At 65.2% G+C, this 26,207-nt stretch carries 25 protein-coding genes and 1 other RNA gene; 22 read left to right on the plus strand and 4 right to left on the minus strand.

The features are described from left to right. Nucleotides 1-199: 199 nt before the first annotated feature. From ssrA to ompA, 4 genes are all read right to left on the minus strand, one after another. Nucleotides 200-587: a transfer-messenger RNA gene (gene ssrA / locus QTH97_RS05870) on the minus strand. 11 nt (nucleotides 588-598) lie between these two features. Further along, nucleotides 599-1,267 (minus strand): phosphoglycolate phosphatase, encoded by a 669-nt coding sequence (gph, locus tag QTH97_RS05875; RefSeq protein WP_286567543.1) that lies wholly within the window; start codon nucleotides 1,265-1,267, stop codon nucleotides 599-601. Continuing rightward, nucleotides 1,267-1,986, minus strand: coding sequence for a bifunctional 2-polyprenyl-6-hydroxyphenol methylase/3-demethylubiquinol 3-O-methyltransferase UbiG (ubiG, locus tag QTH97_RS05880; RefSeq protein ID WP_286567544.1), 720 nt, complete (start codon nucleotides 1,984-1,986; stop codon nucleotides 1,267-1,269). The genes gph and ubiG overlap by 1 nt, the downstream gene beginning before the upstream one ends. 115 nt (nucleotides 1,987-2,101) lie before the next feature. After that, nucleotides 2,102-2,749: an outer membrane protein OmpA gene (gene ompA, locus QTH97_RS05885; protein WP_286567164.1), complete on the minus strand. Its 648-nt coding sequence runs from the start codon at nucleotides 2,747-2,749 to the stop codon at nucleotides 2,102-2,104. A 224-nt stretch (nucleotides 2,750-2,973) separates the two neighbouring features. Between ompA and gyrA the strand changes: the two genes are divergently transcribed. The 22 genes from gyrA (at nucleotide 2,974) to QTH97_RS05995 (ending at nucleotide 26,134) form a co-directional block, all read left to right on the plus strand. Next, nucleotides 2,974-5,622: a DNA gyrase subunit A gene (gene gyrA, locus QTH97_RS05890; protein ID WP_286567165.1), complete on the plus strand. Its 2,649-nt coding sequence runs from the start codon at nucleotides 2,974-2,976 to the stop codon at nucleotides 5,620-5,622. Then, nucleotides 5,619-6,197 carry a DUF2059 domain-containing protein gene (locus tag QTH97_RS05895; RefSeq protein ID WP_286567166.1) on the plus strand — a complete coding sequence of 193 codons (579 nt, stop codon included), beginning with the start codon at nucleotides 5,619-5,621 and terminating at the stop codon, nucleotides 6,195-6,197. The genes gyrA and QTH97_RS05895 overlap by 4 nt, the downstream gene beginning before the upstream one ends. A gap of 50 nt (nucleotides 6,198-6,247) precedes the next feature. Continuing rightward, nucleotides 6,248-7,315, plus strand: a complete 1,068-nt coding sequence (serC, locus tag QTH97_RS05900) for a 3-phosphoserine/phosphohydroxythreonine transaminase (protein WP_286567545.1) — start codon at nucleotides 6,248-6,250, stop codon at nucleotides 7,313-7,315. Nucleotides 7,316-7,333: 18 nt separating this feature from the next. After that, nucleotides 7,334-8,452 (plus strand): prephenate dehydratase, encoded by a 1,119-nt coding sequence (gene pheA / locus QTH97_RS05905; RefSeq protein WP_286567167.1) that lies wholly within the window; start codon nucleotides 7,334-7,336, stop codon nucleotides 8,450-8,452. 12 nt (nucleotides 8,453-8,464) lie between these two features. Next, the gene (locus QTH97_RS05910) at nucleotides 8,465-9,343 is read left to right on the plus strand and encodes a prephenate dehydrogenase (RefSeq protein WP_286567168.1); all 879 of its coding nucleotides are present in this window, start codon (nucleotides 8,465-8,467) and stop codon (nucleotides 9,341-9,343) included. A 2-nt stretch (nucleotides 9,344-9,345) separates the two neighbouring features. Beyond that, nucleotides 9,346-11,340: a bifunctional 3-phosphoshikimate 1-carboxyvinyltransferase/cytidylate kinase gene (locus QTH97_RS05915; protein WP_286567169.1), complete on the plus strand. Its 1,995-nt coding sequence runs from the start codon at nucleotides 9,346-9,348 to the stop codon at nucleotides 11,338-11,340. A 159-nt stretch (nucleotides 11,341-11,499) separates the two neighbouring features. Beyond that, nucleotides 11,500-13,185: a 30S ribosomal protein S1 gene (gene rpsA / locus QTH97_RS05920; RefSeq protein ID WP_286567170.1), complete on the plus strand. Its 1,686-nt coding sequence runs from the start codon at nucleotides 11,500-11,502 to the stop codon at nucleotides 13,183-13,185. 69 nt (nucleotides 13,186-13,254) lie between these two features. Then, nucleotides 13,255-13,572 (plus strand): integration host factor subunit beta, encoded by a 318-nt coding sequence (locus tag QTH97_RS05925; protein WP_286567171.1) that lies wholly within the window; start codon nucleotides 13,255-13,257, stop codon nucleotides 13,570-13,572. A gap of 58 nt (nucleotides 13,573-13,630) precedes the next feature. Beyond that, complete coding sequence (locus QTH97_RS05930; protein ID WP_286567172.1) at nucleotides 13,631-13,948, plus strand: LapA family protein; 318 nt, start codon at nucleotides 13,631-13,633, stop codon at nucleotides 13,946-13,948. Continuing rightward, entirely contained in the window at nucleotides 13,938-15,122 is a 1,185-nt protein-coding gene (gene lapB, locus QTH97_RS05935; protein ID WP_286567173.1) for a lipopolysaccharide assembly protein LapB, read from the plus strand. The genes QTH97_RS05930 and lapB overlap by 11 nt, the downstream gene beginning before the upstream one ends. A gap of 133 nt (nucleotides 15,123-15,255) precedes the next feature. Beyond that, entirely contained in the window at nucleotides 15,256-15,552 is a 297-nt protein-coding gene (locus tag QTH97_RS05940; RefSeq protein WP_286567174.1) for a ComEA family DNA-binding protein, read from the plus strand. 179 nt (nucleotides 15,553-15,731) lie between these two features. Further along, a complete protein-coding gene (locus tag QTH97_RS05945) occupies nucleotides 15,732-16,700 on the plus strand; it encodes a TRAP transporter substrate-binding protein (protein WP_286567175.1) in 969 nt (322 codons plus the stop codon). Nucleotides 16,701-16,703: 3 nt separating this feature from the next. After that, nucleotides 16,704-17,237, plus strand: coding sequence for a TRAP transporter small permease (locus QTH97_RS05950; protein ID WP_286567176.1), 534 nt, complete (start codon nucleotides 16,704-16,706; stop codon nucleotides 17,235-17,237). Nucleotides 17,238-17,247: 10 nt separating this feature from the next. Then, complete coding sequence (locus QTH97_RS05955; protein ID WP_286567177.1) at nucleotides 17,248-18,561, plus strand: TRAP transporter large permease; 1,314 nt, start codon at nucleotides 17,248-17,250, stop codon at nucleotides 18,559-18,561. Nucleotides 18,562-18,589: 28 nt separating this feature from the next. Continuing rightward, entirely contained in the window at nucleotides 18,590-18,967 is a 378-nt protein-coding gene (gene crcB / locus QTH97_RS05960; RefSeq protein WP_286567178.1) for a fluoride efflux transporter CrcB, read from the plus strand. Nucleotides 18,968-19,007: 40 nt separating this feature from the next. Beyond that, a complete protein-coding gene (locus tag QTH97_RS05965; RefSeq protein ID WP_286567179.1) occupies nucleotides 19,008-21,947 on the plus strand; it encodes a monovalent cation/H+ antiporter subunit A in 2,940 nt (979 codons plus the stop codon). Then, the gene (locus QTH97_RS05970) at nucleotides 21,947-22,300 is read left to right on the plus strand and encodes a Na+/H+ antiporter subunit C (RefSeq protein ID WP_286567180.1); all 354 of its coding nucleotides are present in this window, start codon (nucleotides 21,947-21,949) and stop codon (nucleotides 22,298-22,300) included. Before QTH97_RS05965 ends, QTH97_RS05970 begins: the two co-directional genes overlap by 1 nt. Further along, complete coding sequence (locus QTH97_RS05975) at nucleotides 22,300-24,000, plus strand: monovalent cation/H+ antiporter subunit D (RefSeq protein WP_286567546.1); 1,701 nt, start codon at nucleotides 22,300-22,302, stop codon at nucleotides 23,998-24,000. The genes QTH97_RS05970 and QTH97_RS05975 overlap by 1 nt, the downstream gene beginning before the upstream one ends. Next, complete coding sequence (locus QTH97_RS05980) at nucleotides 23,997-24,488, plus strand: Na+/H+ antiporter subunit E (protein ID WP_286567181.1); 492 nt, start codon at nucleotides 23,997-23,999, stop codon at nucleotides 24,486-24,488. Before QTH97_RS05975 ends, QTH97_RS05980 begins: the two co-directional genes overlap by 4 nt. Continuing rightward, on the plus strand, nucleotides 24,485-24,763 hold the full coding sequence (locus tag QTH97_RS05985; RefSeq protein ID WP_286567182.1) for a K+/H+ antiporter subunit F: 279 nt from the start codon (nucleotides 24,485-24,487) through the stop codon (nucleotides 24,761-24,763). Before QTH97_RS05980 ends, QTH97_RS05985 begins: the two co-directional genes overlap by 4 nt. 16 nt (nucleotides 24,764-24,779) lie before the next feature. Continuing rightward, nucleotides 24,780-25,154: a monovalent cation/H(+) antiporter subunit G gene (gene mnhG, locus QTH97_RS05990; RefSeq protein ID WP_286567183.1), complete on the plus strand. Its 375-nt coding sequence runs from the start codon at nucleotides 24,780-24,782 to the stop codon at nucleotides 25,152-25,154. Between the two features lie 134 nt (nucleotides 25,155-25,288). Next, nucleotides 25,289-26,134: an alpha/beta fold hydrolase gene (locus tag QTH97_RS05995; protein WP_286567184.1), complete on the plus strand. Its 846-nt coding sequence runs from the start codon at nucleotides 25,289-25,291 to the stop codon at nucleotides 26,132-26,134. Nucleotides 26,135-26,207: the final 73 nt, after the last annotated feature.

Here is a 26,207-nt window from a genome sequence, read left to right on the forward strand (position 1 = left end):
GCGACGTCGGGGACTATAGCTCGCGCATGCAGGGCGAATGAGAGCATGGCCATGTCGTGCGACACAGATCATGCGATGCACCGGGAATGGGTCGATCCAGGCCGCCTGAGCGACGTGCCGAGGGCGGAAATCCGCGGCGGGAGAGGTTCCGGAATTGAGCCCGGCACCAAGGTCCTCCGTTGGCGCCGGTTGTCGAGTGTGGTGGAGCTGGGGGGATTTGAACCCCCGTCCGCAAGCCTTCTTCGCGCAGATCTACATGTTTAGCGGTCTGATTTGGGTCTCGCCACCGGTGTCGCGCAGTCGCACGCTACACCGGCCGCCAGTACCCTATTTTCTCGTCCCGACCCAAGGTACCCGGATCGGAGCCAGCCCATGTAGATTATCTTTGCAGCCGGGAGGCGTCAGATTGCTCTAGCGCCCCCTTGCCCAGCCCATCGGCATGCTGTTGCAAAGCTCACCGGCAATTAAGCGGCGAGTGCGAAACGTTCGTCGTTTGCAGTTAGTTTGTTTGAATCTGTTTTACGAGCGCATTCAGCTCGACATGCCCCGCTGCGATTCCGAACCCGCGTCGAAACCAGTGCAGCCCCAAGCGACCATTTTAGGCCTGTTTAAGCAACTGCAAGAGCTGGAGGGGCGAAGAAATGGCCGCGTCCGCATCCCAGCGGGCCACTTCGGCCTGTTCGCCCATGTAGCCGTACGTTGCCGCCACGGTTCGCATGCCGGCCGCGCGACCGGCCAGGATGTCCCGCTCGTCGTCCCCGACGTAGACGCAAGAAGTCGGCGGCACGCCGAGTTGGCGCGCCGCCTCGAACAATGGCTCCGGATGGGGCTTCGCGTAAGGTGTGGTGTCGCCGCTGATGATGGCTCGGGCAGTGTCGAACAGAGGCATCGAACGCGTGAGCGGGCCGGTGAATCGGACCGACTTGTTGGTCACAACGCCCCAGCGCAGGCCGCGCGCGCGCAGAGCCTCCACCAGTTCAGCCACGCCTTCGAAGACCTGCGTGTTTCGAAGCATCCGGGCCTCGTAATTGAGGAAGAACTCCTCTCGCAGCGGTACGAACTCGGGCGAGTCGGGCGTGATGCCGAAGGCCACACCCAGCATGCCGCGAGCGCCGGAACCGGCCATCGGGCGATAGCGCTCCAGAGGAATCGAGGCAAGCCCCCGGTCCGTGCGCATCTGGTCGGCCGCGGCGCCAAGATCCGGGGCGCTGTCGATCAATGTCCCGTCCAGATCGAAAAGGACGGCTTGGGTGTCGCTCGCCGCCATCATTGCCGCACCGCCGGCTTCTGGGTCGCAAACATGTAGTTGACGCTGGTGTCGTCGCTCAGCCAGTAGCGCCGCGTGACGGGGTTGTGCTCCATGCCGCGCGTGTGGCGCAGGTCGAGATCGGCGGCCCGGCAATGGGCGGCCAGTTCGCTCGGGCGAATCAGCTTCTGGTACTCATGCGTACCGCGGGGCAACATCCCCAGCACGTACTCGGCCCCCACGATCGCGAAGAGGAAGGACTTCAGATTCCGATGGATGGTCGAGAAGAACACCCACCCGCCAGGCTTGACGAGATCGGCGCAGGCCTTCACGACCGACTCGGGTTGTGGTACGTGTTCGAGCATCTCCATGCAGGTCACGACATCGAAGCTTTCCGGCTGTTCCGCGGCCAGCGCCTCGACGCTCACCGATCGGTACTTCACGCCGCGCGTCCCCGCCTCCAGCGCGTGCAACTGCGCGACCTTGAGGGCCTTGTCGGCCAGATCGATGCCCAGCACCTCGGCACCCTTGCGCGCCATGGAGTCGGCAAGAATCCCGCCGCCGCAACCAACGTCGAGCACTTTGAGCCCTGCGATCGGCGCGATGCCGTCGATCCACTCCAGTCGCAGCGGATTAATTTCGTGCAGCGGACGGAATTCACTTTCAAGATCCCACCAGCGGTGCGCGAGTTCGGAGAATTTGGCGAGCTCAGCGGGATCGGCATTCACGGTATCGGTCATCCGTCGATTATGAATCGACGGAATTGCCGCCACAGGCCGGCGGACCATTGCCTGCGTCGGGAACGGCCATAAAAAAACCCCGCCGAGGCGGGGTTTCATTTGCGATTCAGGTGAATCACTTGTTGGGACGGGTACCGACCACTTCGATTTCCACGCGACGGTTCTTGGCGCGGCCTTCGGCAGTGCGGTTATCAGCGATCGGCTGGCTCTTGCCCTTGCCTTCGGTGTAGACGCGGTTCTTTTCGATGCCCTTCGAGACCAGGTAGGCCTTGACGGCTTCAGCGCGGCGGACCGACAGCTTCTGGTTGTAGGCAACGGTACCGATCGAGTCGGTGTGGCCGACTGCGATGATCACTTCGAGGTTCACGTCCTTGATCTTCGAGACCAGGTCGTCCAGCTTGGCGCGGCCTTCGGGCTTGAGAACGTACTTGTCGAAGTCGAAGAATGCGTCAGCAGCGAAGGTAACCTTCGAAGCGGCGACGGGCGGAGGCACGGGTGCCGGCGGGGTCGGAGCCGCTGCTACGGGCGGGGGCGGCGGAACCAGCGCGCCGTCGCAACCGGCTGCGGCAGTTGCGGGCGTCCAGTTGGCATCGCGCCAGCAGAGTTCGTTGGTGCCATTCTTCCAAACCAGTTCGCCGGTGCCGTTTTGCCAGTTGTCGATCACCGGACCGCCATTCGCTGCGGTGACACGGTTCTGCGCGCCGGCGGCAGTGGCGAGCGCAGCGACTGCAAACATCATCGCCACTTTATTCAGTTTCTTCATGGTTCTCCTCTTGGGGAAAAAGCCGCAGCCGCGCTGCGAATCAAGGACGCTTTAAGTGACCACCACCCAAAACGTTGAGGCGATTGTGCCATAGGGTCTTTGGCAAACAGCCCGGCGGACGCCCCGGAAGCGTAGGACGGAGGCGGAATACCGGCCTTGTGTTGCGGCGGTGCGACACCCCCGGCAGCGTAAAATTTCGCCTCCTTGCCGTCAGCCCGCCGCCCATGACCTCGTTCGCCAAAGAAACTCTCCCCATCAGCCTCGAAGAGGAAATGCGTCGCAGCTATCTCGACTACGCCATGAGCGTGATCGTGGGACGCGCCCTCCCGGACGCCCGGGACGGCCTCAAACCGGTGCACCGGCGCGTGTTGTATGCGATGCACGAACTCAACAACGACTGGAACCGGCCGTACAAGAAGTCCGCCCGTATCGTCGGCGACGTCATCGGCAAGTACCACCCCCACGGCGACCAGTCGGTCTACGACACCATCGTGCGGATGGCGCAGAACTTCTCCATGCGCCACATGCTGGTGGACGGCCAGGGCAATTTCGGCTCGGTGGATGGCGATATGGCAGCCGCCATGCGCTATACCGAGATTCGGCTTGCCAAAATTGCCCATGAAATGCTGGCGGATATCGACAAGGAAACTGTCGATTTCGGCCCGAATTACGACGGCTCGGAAAAAGAGCCTTTGGTATTACCGAGCAAACTGCCGAATCTGCTGGTCAATGGCGCCGGCGGTATCGCGGTGGGCATGGCGACCAATATTCCGCCGCACAACCTGAACGAGGTGGTCGACGCCTGCCTGCACCTTCTGCGCCACCCGGAAGCCAGCATCGACGACCTGATGGAGATCGTGCCGGCGCCCGACTTCCCCACCGCCGGGATCATCTACGGCATCAACGGCATCAAGGACGGCTACCGCACCGGCCGCGGCAAGGTCGTGATGCGCGCCAAGTGCCACTTCGAGGACATCGACCGGGGCCAGCGCCAGGCGATCATCGTCGACGAGCTCCCCTACCAGGTCAACAAGAAGACGCTCCAGGAGCGCATGGCCGAGCTGGTGCACGAGAAGAAGATAGAAGGCATCAGCCACATCCAGGACGAGTCCGACAAGTCGGGCATGCGCCTGGTGATCGAGCTCAAGCGCGGCGAAGTGCCCGAGGTCATTCTCAACAACCTCTACAAGCAGACGCAGCTGCAGGACACCTTCGGCATCAACATGGTGGCCCTCGTGGACGGCCAGCCGAAGCTGTGCAACCTCAAGGACCTGATCGAGGTCTTCCTCCAGCATCGTCGCGAGGTCGTGACTCGCCGCACGGTGTTCAACCTGCGCAAGGCTCGCGAGCGCGGCCACGTCCTGGAAGGCCTGGCCGTCGCCCTCGCCAACATCGACGAATTCATCGCGATCATCCGCAATGCGCCGACGCCTCCGGTCGCCAAGGCCGAGCTGATGAGCCGCGCCTGGGACAGCAAGCTGGTGCGCGAGATGCTGACCCGGACGCGTGCAGACGGCGGCGTGATCAACGCGGACGACTACCGCCCGGACGGCCTGGAACGCGAATTCGGCATGAACCCGAACGGCCTCTACAGGCTGTCGGACACGCAGGCCCAGGAAATCCTCCAGATGCGCCTGCAACGCCTGACCGGCCTGGAGCAGGACAAGATCGTCGCAGAGTACAAGGAAGTGATGGCCGAGATCGACGACCTGCTCGACATCCTGGCCAAGCCCGAACGCGTCTCGGTGATCATCGGCGACGAACTCACCACGATCAAGCAGGAGTTCGGCCAGACCAAGCTCGGCGTCCGCCGCAGCCAGGTCGAGCACAGCGCCTTCGACCTCTCCACGGAGGATCTGATCACGCCGACCGACATGGTCGTGACGCTCTCCCACAGCGGCTACATCAAGAGCCAGCCGCTCGGGGAATATCGGGCCCAGAAGCGCGGCGGCCGCGGCAAGCAGGCCACCGCAACCAAAGAGGACGACTGGATCGACCAGCTCTTCATCGCGAACACGCACGACTACATCCTCTGCTTCTCGAATCGCGGCCGCCTCTACTGGCTCAAGGTCTGGGAAGTGCCTGCGGGATCGCGCGGCTCCAGGGGGCGACCGATCGTCAACATGTTCCCGCTCCAGGAGGGCGAGAAGATCAACGTCGTGCTGGCACTGACCGGCGAGAAGCGAACTTTCCCCGCCAACCAGTACGTGTTCATGGCGACCTCGATGGGTACCGTCAAGAAGACGGCGCTCGACGAGTTCAGCAACCCGCGCAAGGCCGGCATCATCGCCGTGGACCTCGATCCGGGCGACTACCTGATCGGCGCCGCGCTGACCGATGGCGCACATGACGTGATGCTGTTCTCCGACGGCGGCAAGGCGGTCCGCTTCGACGAGAACGACGTGCGACCCATGGGCCGCAACGCCCGCGGCGTGCGCGGCATGACGCTGGAAGACGGCCAGGGCGTGATCGCCATGCTCGTCGCCGAAGACGAGGAGCAAAGCGTCCTGACTGCCACGGAAAACGGTTACGGAAAAAGAACAAGCATTACCGAGTACACGCGTCATGGCCGGGGAACCAAGGGCATGATTGCTATTCAACAGAGTGAACGTAACGGCAAAGTGGTGGCCGCGACTCTCGTGCATGCCGACGACGAGATCATGCTCATCACCGACAAGGGTGTGCTCGTGCGCACCCGGGTCGCCGAAATTCGCGAACTCGGTCGCGCGACGCAAGGCGTCACGCTGATCGGGCTCGATGAAGGTGCCAAGCTAAGCGGGCTGCAGCGTATCGTGGAAAACGACGCGAATGTCGAGAATGAGCCCGGCGCCGACGACACTCCTTCCTCATCTTCAACGGAGAATCCTCAGTGAAAAAAATCAAACTCGCGCTCCTGACGGTCGCGCTTGCCGGCAGCACGCTGGCCATGGCCCAGGACAAGGCCGCTCTCATCAAGCAGTTCATCGATCTGCAGAAGCCCGGCATCGAGTCGCTCGCGCGCGGTCTGGTCGAGCAATCGAGCGCCCCGATCGCACAGGCAGGCTCACAGTACCTGCAGACGCAAGTGCCGGCCGAAAAGCGCGAAGCGGCGGCCAAGGCGGCCGACGCCGAACTCAAGAAATACTTCGACGAGGCCTATCCCATCGTGCGCGACAAGGCCGTGCAGCTCGCACCGGGCGCCCTGACTCCCATCATGGAACAGAACTTCAGCGAGGAAGAATTGCGCCAACTGCTGGCGTGGATCAACTCGCCGCTGAGCAAGAAGTACCAGGAGATGAATCCCAAGCTGCAGACCGCGCTGACGGAAAAGCTGGTTGCCGAAACGCGTGCCTCGATCGAACCCAAGATGGTCGCCCTCGACAGCAGCGTAGCCAAGGCGCTGGGCGCTCCGACGGGTGGGGCAGCAGGAGCCAAGGCAGCGCCCGCCAAGGCGCCCGCCAAGAAGTGACGCAGCCAGCGGGTCCGCGCCCGTACAACTTCTCCGCCGGGCCGGCTGCCATGCCGGAGGCGGTGCTGCAGCGTGCAGCCGCCGAGATGCTGGACTGGGAAGGCAGCGGCATGAGCGTGATGGAGATGAGCCATCGCGGCAAGGAGTTCGGCGCGATCTGCAGGCAGGCCGAAGCCGACATCCGCGATCTCCTCGCGGTGCCGGAGCAGTTCCACATCCTCTTCATGCAAGGGGGCGGGTTGGGCGAAAACGCGATCGTGCCGATGAATCTTTCGCGCGGCACCAGCGCGGATTTCGTCGTCACCGGCAGCTGGAGCGCCAAGTCGCAGAAGGAAGCCCAGCGCTACTGCAAGGTCAACATCGCCGCAACCAATGCGGCAGACCAGCACACGCGCCTGCCCGACCCGTCGACGTGGCAGCTTTCGGGCAACGCATCGTACGTGCACATCTGCAGCAACGAGACGATCAACGGCGTCGAGTTCCAGGAAATCCCGGACCTTGCAGCCCTCGGCTGCCAGGCGCCGCTGGTGATGGATTTCTCGTCCCACGTCGCCTCACGGCCCGTCGATTGGCGCCATGTGGGCCTCGCTTTCGGCGGAGCCCAGAAGAACCTGGGTCCGGCCGGCCTCACGATCGTGATCGTCCGGGACGACCTCCTCGGCCACGCGCTCGAGATCTGCCCCAGTGCTTTCAATTACAAGACCGTCGCCGACAACCAGTCGATGTACAACACGCCTCCCACCTGGGGCATCTACATCGCCGGGTTGACCTTCCAGTGGCTGCGCCAGCAGACTGAGGGCGCACTCACAGGCGTCGCCGCCATGGAAGCCCGCAACATCGCCAAGGCACGGCTCTTGTACGACTTCATCGACGGCTCCGCGTTCTATGACAACAAGGTCGACGCCGCCTGCCGCTCGCGCATGAATGTGCCCTTCTTCTTGCGCGACGAAGGCCGCAACGACGCGTTCCTCGCCGGCGCGCGCGAAGCGGGCCTGCTGCAACTCAAGGGCCATAAGTCCCTCGGCGGCATGCGCGCGAGCATTTACAACGCCATGCCGCTGGCCGGGGTGCAGGCGCTCGTGTCCTACATGCGAGAATTCGAGCGGTCGCATGCCTAGACGCTGCGCACCTCAACGATGACCGCACCCGCTCCACAGCCCTCCGCCCCTGACACCTCCTCCAGCCTTGCCGATCTGCGCGTGCAGATCGACTCGCTCGATCAACAGCTTCTCGATCTCCTGAACCGGCGCGCGCATGTTGCCGAGCAGGTCGGCGAGGTCAAGAAGCGCGAGGGCACGCCCTTCTTCCGCCCCGATCGCGTGGCGCAGGTGATCGAGAAGATGCAGCAGAGCAACGGCGGGCCGCTCAAGGATCTGCACGTCGCGGCCATCTGGCGCGAGATCATGTCGGCCTGCCTGGCGCTGGAGTCGCCTCAGCGGGTGGCCGTACTGGGGCCTGAAGGCACGTTCTGCGAACAGGCGGCCGTCGAGTACTTCGGCGGCGCCGCCGACCTCATCTACTGCGCGAGCTTCGACGAAGTCTTCCACGCCACCGCCGCAGGCAGCGCGCAGTACGGCGTGGTCGGCGTCGAGAATTCCACCGAGGGTGTCGTCACCCGCTCGCTCGACCTGTTCCTCCACTCGCCAACCCACGTCGTCGGCGAGGTCAGCTTGCTGGTGCGCCATCACCTGCTGCGTACCAGCAACGAACTCGAAGGCATCGAGGCGGTGCTTGCCCACCCGCAAGCGCTGGCCCAGTGCCAGACGTGGCTTTCCAAGCATCTCCCGCATGCTGAACGGCGCGCAGTCTCCAGCAACGCAGAAGGCGCGCGTCTCGCGGCCGGCAATCCGGCCTGGGCCGGACTCGCCAGCGAGCGCGCAGCCACCCGTTTCGGGCTGCATATCGTCGCGCATGCAATCCAGGACGACTCGTACAACCGCACCCGCTTTGCCGTCATCTGCCTCCCGCAGACCCTGGCAATGCCGCCCTCGTCGGCCAAGGACTGCACCAGCCTCGTCGTGTCGGTGCCCAACCGCCCCGGCGCGGTCCATGACCTGCTGGTGCCGCTGAAGAACAACAACGTCTCGATGACCCGCTTCGAGTCGCGTCCGGCGCGCACCGGCCAGTGGGAGTACTACTTCTACATCGACCTCGACGGGCATCCTTCGCAGCCCAACGTCGCCGCCGCGCTGACCGAACTGCGCAAGCTGTGCGCGTTCTACAAGGTCATCGGCGCCTACCCGGTCACCGCCTGAGGCTCGCCGACGATGTTTGAACAGTTGGGTCTGATCGGCTGCGGATTGATGGGCGGATCCTTCGCCCTGGCACTCAAGCGTGCCCGCCTGGTCAAGCGCGTGGTCGGCTACAGCAAGTCTCCCTCCACCACCGAGCGCGCCAAGCAGCTCGGCGTGATCGACGTGGCTGCGCCTTCCGCGCTGCTCGCGGTGTCGGGGGCCGATCTGGTCCTGATCGCCGTGCCGGTCGGGGCCTCGGAACAGACGTTCAAGGCAATCCGACACGGCATCACCGAGCAGATGCTGGTGATGGACGTGGGATCGACCAAGGGCGACGTGATCGAGGCGGCGCGCCGCGGACTGCAGGATCAGCTCGGCGCGTTCGTCCCGGCGCATCCCATCGCCGGCAAGGAAGTCGCGGGCGTCGAGCATGCCGACGTCGGCCTGTACACGGGACGCCAGGTGGTGCTCACGCCGATCAAGGCCACGTTGCGTTCCAATGTCCAGCGGGCCACGCGGGTCTGGACCAGCATCGGCGCCAAGGTGGTGACGATGACGCCCGAGGCGCACGACAGCGCCTTCGCCGCCGTCAGTCACCTGCCCCATCTGCTCGCCTTCGCCTTCACCAATGCCATTGCCGCCCATCCCCAGGGCGAACGGTTCCTGGAACTTGCTGGGCCCGGCTTTCGCGACTTCACGCGCATCGCGGCCAGCGAGCCTGCGGTGTGGCGCGACATCCTGCTCGCCAATCGCGAACAGGTGCTGCTCCAGTCGCAGGCGTTTCGCGACGCCCTGACGCAGCTTGAAGCCATGGTGGCCTCGGGCAACGCGCAAGCTCTCGAAGACGCCATCGCCGCGGCGAGCCGCACTCGCACGCAATGGCATCCCGGCGTCGCGGCTTCGCCCGACTGACAATGTTCTCGACCCCCTTCCTCGATATTCCACCGCTCGCATCGGCAGCCGGCACCGTCCGCCTGCCGGGCTCCAAGAGCATCTCCAACCGGGTTCTGCTGCTGGCGGCGCTCGCCAGCGGCACGACGACGGTTCACGACCTGCTCGACTCCGACGACACGCGCGTCATGCTGGATGCGCTCGCTGCGCTCGGCTGCGGCATCGACCGGACCGGCACCACCCTTCGCATCGAAGGGCTCGGCGGCAAGCTCCGGACGCCTGAGGCCTCGCTGTTCCTGGGTAACGCCGGCACGGCGATGCGCCCGCTCACCGCCGCACTGGCACTCCTGGGCGGCGAATTCGAGCTCCGTGGCGTCCCGCGCATGCACGAGCGTCCGATCGGCGACCTGGTCGACGCGCTGACCCAGCTGGGCTGTCATATCGACTACTTCGGCAACCCGGGCTACCCGCCGCTGCGGATTCACCCGGTCGCGCTCGATTCGCTGCAGCTCGATGCGCCGATCCGCGTGCGCGGTGATGTCTCCAGCCAGTTCCTGACCGCGCTGCTGCTGGCGCTGCCACTGGCGGCGCGCCGGGACATCGTGATCGAAGTGGTCGGCGAACTCATTTCCAAGCCTTACATCGAGATCACGCTCAACCTGCTCGCGCGCTTCGGCATCTCGGTAAAGCGGGACGGCTGGCAGCGATTCACGATTCCGGCGGGCAGCCAGTACAGCTCACCCGGGGAAATCCACGTCGAGGCCGATGCGTCGTCGGCCAGCTACTTCATCGCACTCGGCGCCATCGCCGAGGGCTCGGGGATCCGGATCGAAGGCGTCGGCGCCGACTCGATCCAGGGTGACATCCGCTTCGTCGAGGCCGCCCGCCTGATGGGCGCCCGCGTCGACAGCGGGCCGAACTGGCTCGCGATTTCGCGCGGTACCTGGCCGCTGAAGTCGATCGACATCGACGCGAATCACATTCCCGACGCAGCCATGACGCTCGCCGTGATGGCGCTCTACGCCGACGGTCCCAGCACCCTGCGCAACATCGCGAGCTGGCGCGTGAAGGAAACCGATCGCATCGACGCCATGGCGAACGAGCTGCGCAAGCTCGGTGCCACCGTCCAGGACGGCCCGGACTTCATCCGCGTCCATCCGCTGGCCGCGCCGGGCTGGCGCGCGGCGAGCATCCGCACCTACGACGATCACCGAGTGGCGATGTGTTTTTCGCTGGCTGCATTCAATCCGGCCGGCGTGGCGGTGCGCATCCTGGATCCGCACTGCGTCGCCAAGACCTTCCCCCAGTATTTTGAAACCCTGTTCTCAGTGGCCAAGACCGTCGAGGTGCCGGTGATCTGCATCGACGGACCGACCGCGTCGGGAAAGGGCACGCTGACCGTCGAAGTGGCACGCAGCCTCGGCTACCACTACCTCGACTCGGGCTCGCTCTACCGCGTCACCGGCCTTGCCATGCGGCGCAGCGGCCTGGATGCGATCGCCGAGCACGAGGCCCGGATCGCCGACCTCGCTCGCGGCCTTCCGCTGAGCTTCAGCGAAGGCAATGTGCTCCTGGCCGGCGAAGACGTGAGCGACGCGATCCGTACCGAGGCCGCCGGCATGGACGCCTCCCGGGTATCGGCACTGCCAGCCGTGCGCACCGCGTTGCTGGCGCTGCAAAGAAGCTTCCGCCGCCTTCCCGGCCTGGTGGCCGATGGCCGAGACATGGGCACGGTGGTCTTTCCGGACGCCAGGCTCAAGGTATTCCTCACGGCCAGCGCCGCCCACCGGGCCGAGCGACGCTATAAGCAATTGATTTCAAAGGGTATTTCGACTACAATCGATACCCTTCGCGCCGACCTGGAAGCGCGTGACCTCCGGGATTCGTCCCGCATCGTCGCGCCGCTCAAGCCGGCGCCTGACGCCCGCCTCCTGGACAACTCCTTCCTTTCGGTCGAGCAATCGGTCGAACAGGTGCTGGACTGGTGGCAGCAAGTACAGCCCTTCAAGTCTTCTTGATCGGCGTTTCGGTCCAGCAGGTCCCCGCCGCGCGACAGCGCATCGGCCCGCTGGTTGTTCAACCTCAACCGGGCCCCAAGCCCACACCACCGCCGTCTCCAGATCCAAGCCAGCCGCAATGGTGCTGCTGCAAACCCTGCGTGACGGAAGGAAAACACAATGTCTGAATCTTTTGCCGACCTATTCGAAGAATCCCTGAAGCGTTCCGAAATGCGCACCGGCGAGGTCATCACCGCCGAAGTCGTGCGTGTCGAACACAACCACGTCGTGGTCAACGCAGGCCTCAAGTCCGAAGCCTACGTGCCGATCGAGGAGTTCAAGAACGACAAGGGCGAACTCGAAGTCCAGGCCGGCGATTTCGTTTCCGTTGCCATCGGCAGCGTTGAAAACGGCTACGGCGACACCATCCTCTCGCGCGACACCGCCAAGCGTCTGGCTTCGTGGCTCGCGCTCGAGAAGGCCCTCGAGTCCGGCGACTTCGTCACCGGCACGACGAGCGGCAAGGTCAAGGGCGGCCTCACCGTCCTGGTCAACGGCATCCGCGCATTCCTGCCGGGTTCGCTGATCGACACGCGTCCGATCAAGGACCTGACCCCCTACGAGAACAAGACCCTCGAATTCAAGGTCATCAAGCTCGATCGCAAGCGCAACAACGTGGTGCTCTCGCGCCGCGCCGTGGTCGAAGCCAGCATGGGCGAAGAACGCGCCAAGCTGATGGAAACCCTGAAGGAAGGCGCAGTCGTGCGCGGCGTCGTCAAGAACATCACCGAATACGGTGCGTTCGTCGACCTCGGCGGCATCGACGGTCTGCTGCACATCACCGACATGGCATGGCGCCGCGTCCGCCATCCGAGCGAAGTGGTGCAGGCCGGCCAGGAAATCACCGCCAAGATCCTCAAGTTCGACACCGAGAAGAACCGTGTCTCGCTGGGTCTCAAGCAAATGGGCGACGACCCGTGGATGGGCGTTTCGCGCCGCTACCCGCAATCGACCCGTCTGTTCGGCAAGGTCACGAACATTGCCGACTACGGCGCGTTCGTCGAACTCGAACCCGGCATCGAAGGCCTGGTGCACGTCTCCGAAATGGACTGGACCAACAAGAACATCGCTCCGAACAAGATCGTCTCGCTGGGCGATGAAGTCGAAGTCATGGTCCTCGAAATCGACGAAGACAAGCGCCGCATCAGCCTGGGCATGAAGCAGTGCAAGGCCAACCCGTGGCAAGAGTTCGCGCAGAACACCAAGCGCGGCGACCGCGTCAAGGGCCCGATCAAGTCGATCACCGACTTCGGCGTGTTCGTGGGTCTGGCTGCCGGCATCGACGGTCTGGTTCACCTGTCCGACCTCTCGTGGAACGAAGCCGGCGAAACCGCCGTTCGCAACTACAAGAAGGGCCAGGAAGTCGAAGCGATCGTGCTGGCTGTCGACGTCGACCGCGAGCGCATCAGCCTCGGCATCAAGCAACTCGACAGCGACCCATTCACGACGTTCACCACCGTGAACGACAAGGGCCAGATCGTGACCGGCAAGGTCAAGACCGTGGACGCCCGCGGCGCTGAAATCGACCTCGGTGAAGACATCATTGGCTACCTGCGCGCCAGCGAAATCTCCCGCGACCGCGTGGAAGATGCACGCAACGTGCTCAAGGAAGGCGACGAAGTCACGGCCGTGGTGGTCAATGTGGATCGCAAGACCCGCAACATCCAGCTGTCGATCAAGCAGAAGGACATGGTCGACCAGCAGGAAGCCATGCAGAGCCTGAGCCAGCAGTCGGCACGCGAGAACGCGGGCACGACCAGCCTCGGCGCCCTGCTGCGCGCCAAGCTGGACAACAGCGACAAGTAAGCTGCGTCCGAGGACAGAGTGGGCCCATGCGCCGCTCTGTCCTTTTTTTCGTCTCCGTTTTTTCTTGCCATGACCCGCTCCGACCTTGTCGAAGAACTCGCAGCGCGCTTTGCGCAGCTGACGCACCGCGATGCCGAATACGCCGTCAAGACCATTCTTGATGCGATGAGCGACGCTCTGGTGCGCGGGCACCGGATCGAGATCCGCGGATTCGGAAGCTTTACCGTGAACCGGCGCCCTCCGCGCATCGGGCGCAATCCGCGCTCGGGCGAGAGCGTGCAGATTCCCGAGAAGCGCGTGCCGCACTTCAAGCCGGGCAAGGCCCTTCGCGAAGCGGTCGACGCACGAACCGTCGAGCTCGACGCCGCGAAACAGAAACGCGGCTGAGTCGCCGTTGGGGTCCGCGACAGGCGGGCATAGAATTCCCCCGCCAACGGGGATGCGCATGAAATACCTCCTGTGGCTGCTCAAGGCAGCCATTTTTTTTACCCTCTTCGCCTTCGCGCTGAACAACCAGCACGACGCCACCGTCTACTTCTTCTTCGGCACGTCCTGGCGCGCGCCACTCGTGCTCGTGGTGCTCGCGGCATTCGCGGGAGGGCTCGTGGTCGGCGCGTTAGGCATGCTGCCGGGCTGGTGGAAGCACCGCAGCGCGGCGGCTCAGTTGCCCGCCACCCCGGTGCCGACCGGAACATCCGCCACGACGCCCGCCCAGCCGGTCGTCACCACCGACCTACCCGCCGTACGCCAACATGGACTTTGATCTCAGCTGGTTGCTGCTTGGCCTTCCCATTGCCTTCGTCCTCGGCTGGCTCGCATCGCGCTTCGACCTCCGGCAACTGAAGATCGAGAACCGCCAGGCTCCCAAGGCCTACTTTCGCGGCCTGAACTTCCTCCTGAACGAGCAGCAGGATCAGGCCATCGACGCCTTTATCGAAGCGGTCCAGAACGACCCCGACACCCAGGAACTGCACTTCGCGCTCGGCAACCTGTTTCGCCGCCGCGGCGAATACCAGCGCGCGGTACGCGTGCACGAACACCTCCTGGGGCGCGGCGACCTGAGCCGCGCAGACCGCGACCGCGCGCAGCATGCACTGGCGCAGGACTTCCTGCGTGCCGGCCTGCTCGATCGCGCGGAAGCCGCACTGCAAAAGCTCGAAGGCACTCGCTACGAGAACGAGGCGAGGCTGTCGCTGCTTGCCATCTATGAACGTTCGCGTGAATGGGCGCAGGCCGCGGCGGTGGCACAGAAGCTCGACGAGTCCGAGCAGGCCAGCTACAGCACACGACGGGCCCACCATCTTTGCGAACAGGCCACCGAACGCGTGGCCGCCGGCGATCTCGACGCAGCGGCAGTGTTGCTTCAGGAAGCCGTTGTGCTGGCGCCGCACGCGCCGCGGCCGGCCATCGAGACAGCCTCCCTGCAGTTGCGCAATGGCGATTCCGCCGCTGCCTTCGACACGCTCGAAGCGCTCAGCGAGAACGCACCGCTGGCGCTCCCGCTGTACGCGGCCATGCTGCAGCAGGCCGCTGTCGCTTCGCAGCGGTCCGGTGAAGCGCTGGCGCTGCTGCAGCGCAGGTACGTCGCATCACCATCGATCGACGTGCTCGAAGCGATCATCGCGTTGGGTGGCACGCCGGCCTTGCCCGACGAGGCGCAATCCACGGCAGACAGGGCGCCGGAACCGCGCGATGGCTATATCGCCCATCTCGCGCATCACCCCTCGCTGGTGGCTGCATCACGCTGGCTCAGCGGCGAGCGCTTCGAGCATGAACAATTCCATCCGCAGGTTCAACGCTCCCTCGACCAGGCCACGCGACCTCTCATGCGCTATCGCTGCGCAGCATGCGGCTTCGAGGCCCACCAGTATTTCTGGCATTGCCCGGGCTGCCAGGCCTGGGACAGCTACCCGCCTCGAAGGGTCGAAGAGCTCTGAGCGCAGCAGGCAAGTTGATCGGCTTGTGCTGAAGCCGCGAATCACCCTATGATTTCCGCGCTGGCGCGCAGCGTGCGCCCGGCGGAACGCTTCGGCGTTTCTTGCATATGCACAACAATGTCAGGGAGTTTGAATGCTTAAGAAGATCCTGGCCGTTTCGGCCATGCTGTTTGCTGCCGCCTCTTGGGCGGCCGTCGATGCCAACAAGGCGTCGGATGCTGAACTCGATTCGATCAAGGGCATCGGGCCCGCGCTCTCCAAGCGCATCGTCGAGGAGCGCAAGCAAGGTGAGTTCAAGGATTGGCCCGACTTCATGAGTCGCGTCAAGGGCGTGAAGGAAAAGGCAGCGAGCAGGCTGTCGGGCGAGGGCCTCACGGTCAACGGCCAGACCTTTAGCAATGCGCCGACAAAGGCCACCGCCAAGCCCTGAATCCATCTATAGCGCGGAGGCACCGCGCCGACTCGAAGGCCGCCCCATGGGCGGCCTTTTTCGTTTCGGTCGCATCCGATTCAGTCTTGCGCCATGGCAGGGAAATGCCCAAGCGATGGCCCGATATTTGCACGTATGCTCCCCGTCGCCTTTTTACTTTCGCACGTTCTGGAGAGCCCATGAATTACAAATTTGGTATTGCACTCGCTGGCCTCACCCTTGGCGCGGCGGCCTTCGCGCAGACCAAGTGGGACCTGCCCACCGCCTACCCTGCCACGAACTACCACACCGAGAACATCACGCAGTTCGCGAAGGATGTCGACGCGGCGACGGCGGGCAAGCTGAAGGTCACGGTGCATGCCAACGCGTCTCTCTTCAAGGCGCCTGAGATCAAGCGCGCCGTGCAGAGCGGCCAGGCCCAGGCCGGCGAGATCCTGCTGGCCAACTTCGCCAACGAGAACCCGATCTACGCGCTCGACGGCGTGCCGTTCCTCGCAACCACCTACCCCGAAGCCAAGAAGCTGTACGACGCGTCCAAGCCCGCGATGGAGAAGCTCCTCGCCGCGCAAGGCATCAAGGTGCTGTTCATGGTGCCGTGGGCGCCGCAAGGGATCTACTCGAAAAAGGAGATCGGCTCGGTGGCCGACCTGCGCGGCATCAAGTGGCGCGCCTACAGTCCGGCCACGGCCAAGATCGCGGAGCTGATCGGCGCGCAACCGGTGCAGATCCAGCAGGCCGAACTCAGCGCCGCGATGGCAACGGGTGTCATCGAAAGCTACATGAGCTCCGGCTCCACCGGCTACGACACCAAGACCTACGAAAGCATCAAGAACTTCTACGACACCCAGGCGTGGATCCCGAAGAACGCGGTGCTGGTGAACCTCAAGGCTTTCGACGCGCTCGACCCGGCCACCAAGGCGGCCGTGACCAAGGCCGCCGCCGACGCAGAGGCTCGGGGCTGGAAAGTCGCGCAAGAGAAGAATGACGAGTACAAGCGCCTGCTCACCGAACGCGGCATGAAGATTCACAAGCCTTCGCCCAAGCTCGACGCCGACATGCGCCAGGTCGGCGGCATCATGCAGGCCGACTGGCTGAAGGCCGCCGGCGCGGATGGCGCGGCGATCGTCGACACCTACAAGAAGAAATAGGCGATGCGCCGCTTCCTCGACCGTCTCTACGACGGGGCGGGTGCGCTTGCCGCGTTCTGCGTGTTCCTGATCTTCGTGCTCATGATCGTCGCCGGCGTCGGCCGGCAGGTGAACTGGCACGTCAGCGGGCTCAACGACGTGGTGGCCTGGCTCTGCGCCGCCGCCGCGTTCTTCGCGATGGCCCATGCCTTCCGGCACGGCGACTTCGTCCGCGTGACGCTGCTGCTCGACGTCGTGTCTCCCAAGCTGAGGCGCGCGCTCGACGTCACCTGCCTGCTGATCGCCGCGGTCGCCGTGACCTACCTCGCCTACGCGGCCACCAGCTTCACCTGGGAGAGCTACGAGTTTGCGGAGATGGCGACCGGTCTCGTCGTGATCCCGATCTGGATTCCGCAATCGACCTTCGTGCTCGGCTGCTGGCTGCTGCTGATCGCGATGATCGACGAACTCGTCGGCGTCGTGCGCGGCGAGAAGCCGAGCTACCAGCGCGCAGTCGAGGAACGGCACGCCGCAGGCGATTTTTCCTCCGACGTCTAGAGGGCAAACAATGCTCGAAACCCTTCTGATGGGCGCGCTGCTGCTTGCCATCATGCTGGTCCTGCTGGCCGGCGGTGTCTGGATCGCGATGACGCTGGCCATCGTCGGCTGGGTCGGCCAGGCCTTCTTCACCAACACGCTGCCGGCCAAGAACCTCTTCTCGTCCTTCTGGGAGTCGAACGCTTCCTGGGAACTGGCGGCGCTGCCGCTCTTCATCTGGATGGGCGAGATCCTGTTTCGCACCAAGCTCAGCGAAGAGATGTTCGAGGGCCTGCGTCCGTGGCTCAACCGAGTGCCGGGGCGGCTGATGCACACCACGATCCTTGGCTGCGGGGTGTTCGGCTCGGTGTCGGGCTCGTCCGCCGCGACGTGCGCGACCATCGCCAAGGTCGCGCTGCCCGAACTCGTGCGCCGCGGCTACAACGAGAAGCTCGCCATCGGCTCGCTCGCCACCGCAGGCACGCTGGGCATCCTGATTCCGCCATCGATCACGATGGTGGTCTACGCGGTGGCGGCCGATGCGTCGATCATCCGTATCTTCCTGGCCGGCTTCCTGCCGGGCCTGCTGCTCATGGTGCTGTTCTCGGGCTACATCGGGTGGTGGAGCCTGCGCCATCCGGACCAGGTGCCCCCAGCCGATCCGCCCACAAGCTTCAGGGAAAAGATCCGCCTGTCGGGCAACCTCATTCCCTGTGCGCTGCTGATCATCTTCATCGTCTGGGTGCTGGTCGCGGGCTGGGCGACAGCCACGGAATGCGCCGCCTTCGGCGTCTTGGGCTCGCTGGCCATCGCGGCCTGGGGCAAGAGCCTCACGTGGCAGAACTTCAAGGACGGGATCATGGGCGCCACGCGCACCAGTTGCATGATCATGTTCATCCTGGCCGGCGCGGCCTTCCTGACCAAGACCATGGCCTTCACCGGCATCCCGCGCGAACTGGCCGAGTGGGTCGACAGCATGCACCTCTCACCCTACGCGCTGATCGGCGCGCTGGTCGTCGTGTATCTGGTGCTCGGCACTGCGCTCGATGGCATCTCGATGATCGTGCTGACCAGCGCGGTGGTGCTGCCGATGATCCAGAAGGCCGGCTTCGACCTGGTGTGGTTCGGCATCTTCATCGTGCTGCTGGTCGAGATCGCCGAGGTCACGCCGCCGGTCGGCTTCAATCTCTTCGTGCTGCAGAACATGACCGGCAAGGACAGCAACGTGATCGCCAAGGCGGCCATCCCCTTCTTCTTCTGCCTGGTGCTGTGCATCGTCTGCATCACGGTGTTCCCGAGCATCGTGACGATCCTGCCCGACGTCGTGATGGGCGCGGAGAAATAGCCGCGCTCCGTCCAAAGATAATCGCTTGATGCTGCTGAACATCGTCGTCATCTGCGTCTCCGCCTGCATCGGCGCCCTGCTGCGATGGGGGTTCGCGATGTGGCTCAATCCCGGCGGATTGCTGCCGTGGGGAACGCTTGCCGTGAACCTTATCGGCGGTTATCTCGTAGGCCTGGCGATCGCGGGGTTCACGGCATTGCCCGACATCGATCCCGCATGGCGCCTCATCGTGGTCACCGGATTCCTGGGCTCGCTCACCACCTTCTCCAGCTTCTCTGCCGAGGTCGTCGGCATGATCGTGGGCGGGCGTCCCGGCCTCGCGCTCGGCACCGTCGCCCTGCATCTCGGCGGATCGCTGCTGCTGACGTGGCTGGGCTTCCGCACGGTGCAGCACTTCATCTCCTGAACGAGTTCCGGGCAAGGGGCGATCGATAGAATCGATTGCGATGCCCCTAGTCCTTCTCGTCGCTCTTCCCTTCATCGCCAGCGTGCTCGCGGCCCTGCTGCCGTCGAATGCGCGCAACCGGGAATCGACACTGGCAGGATTGGTCGCACTGGGCTGCGCGATCCAGGCCGCGTGGTTCTTTCCACATCTCGCCGACGGCAATGTGATCCGGCAGGACATCGAGTGGCTGCCTGCCTTCGGCCTCGATCTCTCGTTCCGCATGGACGGCTTCGCATGGCTGTTCTGCATGCTGGTGCTGGGCATCGGCGCGCTGGTGGTGCTGTATGCGCGCTACTACATGTCGGCGTCGGATCCTGTGCCGCGCTTCTTCTCGTTCCTGCTCGCATTCATGGGCGCGATGATGGGCGTGGCGCTCTCGGGCAACCTGGTGCAGATGGTGTTGTTCTGGGAGCTCACCAGCCTGTTCTCCTTTCTTCTGATCGGCTACTGGCACCACCGGCGCGACGCGCGGCGCGGCGCCAGCATGGCGCTCGCGGTCACCGGAGCGGGTGGCCTGTGCCTGCTGGCCGGCGTGCTGGTGCTGGGCCGCATCGTCGGCAGCTACGAACTCGACCTCGTGCTGGCCTCGGGCGACCTGATCCGGGCACATCGGCTCTACCCGCTCGCGCTGGTGCTGGTGTTGCTCGGCGCCTTCACCAAGAGCGCGCAGTTTCCGTTTCATTTCTGGCTCCCGCGCGCCATGGCAGCGCCCACACCGGTGTCCGCCTACCTGCATTCGGCCACGATGGTGAAGCTCGGCGTGTTCCTGATGGCGCGTCTGTGGCCCGCACTCTCCGGCACCGAGCAGTGGTTCTGGATGGTGGGCAGCGCCGGCGCCATCACCTTGCTGCTCGGCGGCTACATCGCGATGTTCCAGCGCGACCTCAAGGCGTTGCTGGCTTACTCGACCATCTCGCACCTCGGGCTCATCACGCTGCTGCTCGGGCTCAACAGTCCGCTCGCGGCCGTCGCTGCGGTGTTCCACATCATGAATCACGCGACCTTCAAGGCATCGCTTTTCATGGCGGCGGGCATCATCGACCATGAAAGCGGCACGCGCGACATCCGCAAGCTCAGCGGGCTGCTCAAGCTGATGCCGATCACCGGCACGCTGGCCATCATCGCGAGCGCGTCGATGGCAGGCGTACCGCTACTCAACGGCTTCCTGTCCAAGGAGATGTTCTTCGCGGAGACCGTCTTCATCCAGTCGACGCCCTGGGTCAACTGGACCTTGCCGATCATCGCGACGATTGCGGGCGTTTTCAGCGTCGCCTACTCGGCGCGCTTCGTTTTCGACGTGTTCTACGGCCCCCCCTGCGGCCCCCCCGAGGTGCCGAAGCAGCCGCACGAGCCACCGCACTGGATGCGTGTGCCGGTGGAGTTGCTGGTGTTGATCTGCCTGGTGGTCGGCGTTGCGCCGGCATGGTCGGTGGGCGCCTTCCTCGCCACGGCTGCGACGCCCGTGGTCGGCGGCACCCTGCCGGCGTACAGCCTGGCGCTGTGGCACGGCTTCAATCTGCCGCTGCTGATGAGTTTCGTTGCACTGGCGGGCGGCGCGCTGCTCTATGTGCTGCAGCGTCGCCGTCGCGCTCGCGGCGCGCTCGAATTCACTCCGCTCATGCATGGTCTCGACGGCCAGCGCGTGTTCGAGAACGTTCTCGCTCGGCTCAGCGAAGCCGGTCGCCGCAGCCGGCGACTGCTCGGCACACGGCGACTGCAGACGCAACTGCTGCTGCTCGTCGCGGTCGCGCTGGCGGGCGCGGGTGCATCGCTGTGGTTCACGCCGGCCGCACGCGGCTCGCGCGAGTTGCTCCCCTTCTCGCCGATGTTCGCGATGACCTGGCTCATCGGCTGCGTCTGCGCCGTCAGCGCGGCATGGCAGGCCAAGTTCCACCGCCTCGCGTCGCTGATGCTGGCTTCAGCCGCCGGCCTGGTGTGCTGCATCACCTACATCTGGTTCTCGGCGCCCGACCTCGCGCTCACGCAACTGGTGGTGGAGGCCGTGACCACGGTGCTGATCCTGCTCGGACTCCGCTGGTTGCCGATGCGCACCGCCAAGCCGGAGCCGGTCCGATCGATGCGGCCCTGGGGCCGGCGCGGGCGCGACCTGATCGTCGCCATCGCTGCGGGCGCCGGCATGGCCGCGATCGCGTGGACGGTGATGACGCGGCCCTTCCCGCAGAGCATCTCGCCCTTCTTTCTCGACAACGCCCTGTCGCTGGGCGGCGGGACCAACGTGGTCAACGTGATGCTGGTCGACTTCCGCGGCTTCGACACCTTCGGCGAGATCACCGTGCTCGGCGTCGTCGCGCTCACGGTATATGCGCTGCTGCGTCGCTTCCGCCCGGCGCCCGAATCGATGGCGCTGCCGCCGCAGCAACGCGTGCAGCCCGACGACGGCAGCAGCGACTTGCTCAATCCGCGCCGCGCCAAGGACACCGCCGTCGGCTATCTCATGGTGCCCGCCGTGCTGGTCCGGCTGCTGTTGCCGCTGTCGGTGCTCGTGTCGGTCTATTTCTTCATGCGCGGGCACAACCAGCCGGGTGGCGGATTCGTCGCGGGGCTCGTGATGTCGGTCGCGCTGGTGCTTCAGTTCATCGTCTCGGGCACCGAGTGGGTCGAAGAGCACCTGCGCATCTATCCGCGGCGCTGGATCGCGGTCGGGCTGATGCTCGCGCTGGCCACGGGCGGCGGCGCGGTGGTGCTGGGCTATCCCTTCCTCACCACCCACACGGCGCACCTGCATCTGCCGGGGCTCGGCGAGATCCACGTTCCCAGCGCGCTGTTCTTCGACATGGGCGTGTTCGCGCTGGTCCTCGGCGCGACCATGCTGATCCTTACGTCGCTCGCCCACCAGTCGATCCGCAGCCATCGATGGGTCGACGAGCAGGCCGAAAAAGAAGCCGCGCGCATCGCGGCCGAAACGGAGGGCGCGGCCTGATGGAAATTGTCCTCGCCATCGCCATTGGCGTGCTCACCGGCTCGGGCGTGTTCCTGCTGCTGCGTCCGCGCACCTTCCAGGTGATCATGGGCCTCACGCTGATCTCGTACGCGGTCAACCTCTTCATCTTCAGCATGGGGCGTCTCAAGATCGACAGCGAGCCTGTACTGATCCCCGGCTTCACGGCCACGCTGGCCAACACGGCGGATCCGATGCCTCAGGCGCTGGTGCTCACGGCGATCGTGATCGGCTTCGCGATGACGGCCCTGTTTCTGGTCGTGCTGCTCGCCTCGCGCGGGCTGACTGGCACCGACCATGTGGATGGCGAGGAACGGCGGGAGCAACAGGAATGATGGCCTCGCTCTCCCGCCTGCTCGACCAGCTGCTGGAGTTCAGCATGCCGCACCTGATCGCCGTGCCGATCCTGGTGCCGATGCTGACGGCCGCGCTGATGCTGCTGCTCGGCGAGCAACGTCGCCGCACCAAGTCAGCCCTGAGCGTGGTTTCGGGCCTCGTCGGCCTCCTCGCCGCGCTCGCGCTGCTGCGCTGGGTCAATGCCGCGGACACTGGCGGCGGGCCTGGATCGATCGGCGTCTACCTCCCGGGCAACTGGCGTGCGCCCTTCGGCATCGTGCTGGTGGCCGACCGTCTGTCGACGATGATGGTTGCCCTCACCGGCGTGGTCGCCTTTGCGGCATCCATCTATTCAACCTCGCGCTGGGACCGCGCGGGCGTGCATTTCCACCCGCTGCTGCAGCTGCAGCTCATGGGGCTCAATGGCGCCTTCCTGACGGGCGACCTGTTCAACCTGTTCGTCTTCTTCGAGGTGATGCTCGCCGCGTCCTATGGATTGCTGCTGCATGGTTCCGGGCGCCTGCGCGTACAGGCCGGCCTGCACTACCTGGCGATCAACCTGGCTGCGTCGTCACTGTTCCTGATCGGCGCCGCAATGCTCTACGGCGTGACCGGCACGCTCAACATGGCCGACCTCGGTGTGCGCATCGCGCAACTGGCACCCGCGGATCGCGGACTGGTGCATGCTGCGGCCGCCATCCTCGCGACAGCCTTCTTCGCCAAGGCGGGCGCGTGGCCGCTCAACTTCTGGCTCGTGCCGGCCTACAGCGCCGCTGTGTCGCCGGTGGGCGCCGTGTTCGCGCTTCTGACCAAGCTGGGCATCTACACCGTGCTTCGCCTGTGGACCTTGCTCTTCGCGCCAGATACCGGGGCTTCCGCGCAATTCGGCCAGGGCGTGCTGGTCACGGTGGGGCTCTCCACTCTGTTCGTTGGCGCGCTCGGCATCCTCGGAACGCAGCGGCTCTCGAATCTCGCCGGCTTCAGCGTGCTGGTATCGGCCGGCACCTTGTTGGCGGCCATCGGGTTCGGCCAGCCGGCCATGTGGGCCGGAGCGCTCTACTACCTGCTGAGTTCGACGCTGGCCGCCAGCGCCTTCTTCCTGTTGATCGACATGATCGAGCGCTGGCGCAACGCCGGCATGAGCATTGCGCCGCACGAGGCGGCAGGCGGTGCGCCTTTCCTGTCCGAAGACCTGAGCCGGCTCGACGACGTGAACCTCGACGACGACGCGCAAGCACTCTACGGGCGCGCGATTCCGGCCGGCGTGGCCTTCCTCGGCCTCAGCTTCGTCGGCTGTACGCTGCTGCTCACGGGCCTGCCCCCGCTGTCCGGCTTCGTGGGCAAGTTCGCCATGTTGTCGGGCCTGTTCGGCGCCGAGCGCGTCACTCCGGCCGCCTGGACCTTCATGACGCTGCTGCTCGTCTCCGGCTTCTTCACGCTGCTGGCCCTGGGACGCACCGGGATCCGCCATTTCTGGACGCAGGTGCACGCCACCATGCCCGCGCTGCCCGCGCTCGAAGTGCTCCCGGTCGCCGCGCTGCTGGCCGCCTGCTTCGCGCTGACCTGGGAAGCCGGCCCTGTGATGCAGCACGCCACCGCCACCGCGGAGGGCCTGCGCTCGCCGACCGCCTACCGCGATGCGGTGCTGGGCGCCCAGCAGGTGCCCAGCCCCGCAGCGAAACCGGAAGCTGCAAAATGAAGCGCTGGATCCCCTCGCCGCCGCTCTCGCTGGGCCTCTTCGTGGTCTGGCTGTTGCTGAACCAGTCGCTGGACGCGGCCACGCTTCTGCTCGCAGCCATCCTCGCCTTGGCGGTGCCGCTGCTGACCCAGTCGCTGCGCCCCGCCACGGCGAAGATGCGCCGACCGGGCCTCGCGCTGCGACTTTGCGGCGTCATCGCGTTCGACCTGGTGCATTCGGCGCTGACGGTCGCGCGCCTGTTGCTCACACGGCGCAGCGCCCGAATGGAGCCGCACTTCGTGCGTGTGCCGCTGGAGATGCGCGACCCCAACGCGCTGGCGGTGCTCGCGATGATTCTCTGTCTCACACCCGGCACCGCCTGGGGCGAGATCTCGTTCGACCGGTCGAGCCTGCTGATCCATGTATTCGACGAGGACGACGAGCAGGCCTTCATCGCCATGGTCAAGTCGCGCTACGAGCGCCCGCTGATGGAGATCTTCGAATCATGACGCCAGTTCTCTTCTGGGCGCTCAAGCTCGCTCTGTTCCTGCTCGCCGTGGCAATGCTGTGCGCCGTCGCGCGTCTGCTCATCGGCCCCACCGCACAGGACCGGGTGATGGCGCTCGACTGCCTCTACATCAACGGCATGTTGATGATGCTGGTCCTTGGCATCGTGTATGCGAGCAACGTGTACTTCGAGGCCGCGATGCTGATTGCGCTGTTCGGCTTCGTCGGCTCGACCGCCTTGGCGAAATTCCTGCTGCGCGGCGAGGTGATCGAATGAACCGGGGAGAGACGCCATGACGGACTTCATCATGGGCCCGCTGCCGCTGTGGGCGGAGATCCTCACGGCCGTGTTCGCGGTGCTCGGCGCCGCCTTTGCCGCCATCGGCTCGTTCGGACTGGTGCGCCTCCCCACGTTTTTCCGGCGCATCCACGCGCCCACGCTGGGCGCAACGGTGGGCGTGTGGTGCATCACGCTCGCCACCATCGTCTATTTCTCGGTGCAGGGCGGCAACCTCTTCCTGCATGCCACGCTCATCGCCCTCTTCGTCGCGCTGACCGCGCCGGTCACCACCATTTTTCTGATGCGCGCCGCGTTGTTTCGTGAACGCCAGAAAGGCGGCGACGTTCCCTCGCCCGATCGGGCACCGCCTGCCGGTCGGAACCCTTAGGGACCAGCCGACCTCCCTCCGGTGGCCCCGAGCCTCATCCTTCGGTGTAGGTTCGACCGGTCCTGATGGGCCTACTGCCTGTCAAATGCAAGGGCGAACATTGGATCGGCAGAAGCCCCTGATCGGAGCACCCCATGGCAGGCATCCTCGTCGGACGCGAAAACACCAAGCCCATCGAGCTTCACTACGAGGATCACGGCTCCGGGCCGCCCGTGGTGCTCATCCACGGCTGGCCGCTCGGCAGCGAGTGCTGGGAGAAGCAGATTCGTGCCTTGCTCGACGCCGGACACCGCGTCATCGCCTATGACCGGCGCGGCTTCGGACAGTCCAGCCGCGCCATCAGCGGATACGACTACGACACCCTCGCGGAAGACCTCGACCGCCTGCTCGAGGTGCTCGACCTGCACGATGCCGCGCTCATCGGCTACGGCATGGGTGCCGGTGAGGTCATGCGCTATCTCGGCACCTTCGGATCGGATCGCGTGAGCCGGGCCGTGCTGGTCGCCGCACTGCCGCCCCTGCTCTTCGAGACCGACAGCGACCCCGACGGCCCGGATCGAAGCGCTTTCAATGACATGCGCACCGCGCTCGAGGACGACCGTCCCGCGTTCCTGCGGCGCTTCCTGGAGCGGGCTTGCAACTTCGACGAGCTCGCCGGGACCCTGGTCAGCGAAGACAGCGTTCGCGCCAGGTGGATCCAGGCTATTCATGGCTCCGTCATCGGCACGCTCGAAGGCCTTGCCGCTTGGCTCACCGACTTCCGCGATGACGTGCGGCGCATCGACGTGCCCATGCTCGTCATCCACGGCGACGCCGACCGCGTGTACCCGCTCCACCTCATCGGCCCGCCGCTGTCGGAAGGCATCCCTGGCGCCCGCCTGGTGGTCCTGCGCGGTGCGCCGCACGGCCTGCTCTGGACCCATGCTCCGCAGGTCAATGCCGAACTGATCCGGTTCCTGGCCTCACTCGCCAGCCGGTAGGGATAAGCCGCCACTGCCCCTAAGGGCAATTGGCCTTCGTCGTACGAAGGAGGATCATGGCGCGTCACTTCGA

The organism is Variovorax gracilis (assembly GCF_030317115.1).
GTDB classification, from domain to species: domain Bacteria; phylum Pseudomonadota; class Gammaproteobacteria; order Burkholderiales; family Burkholderiaceae_C; genus Variovorax; species Variovorax gracilis.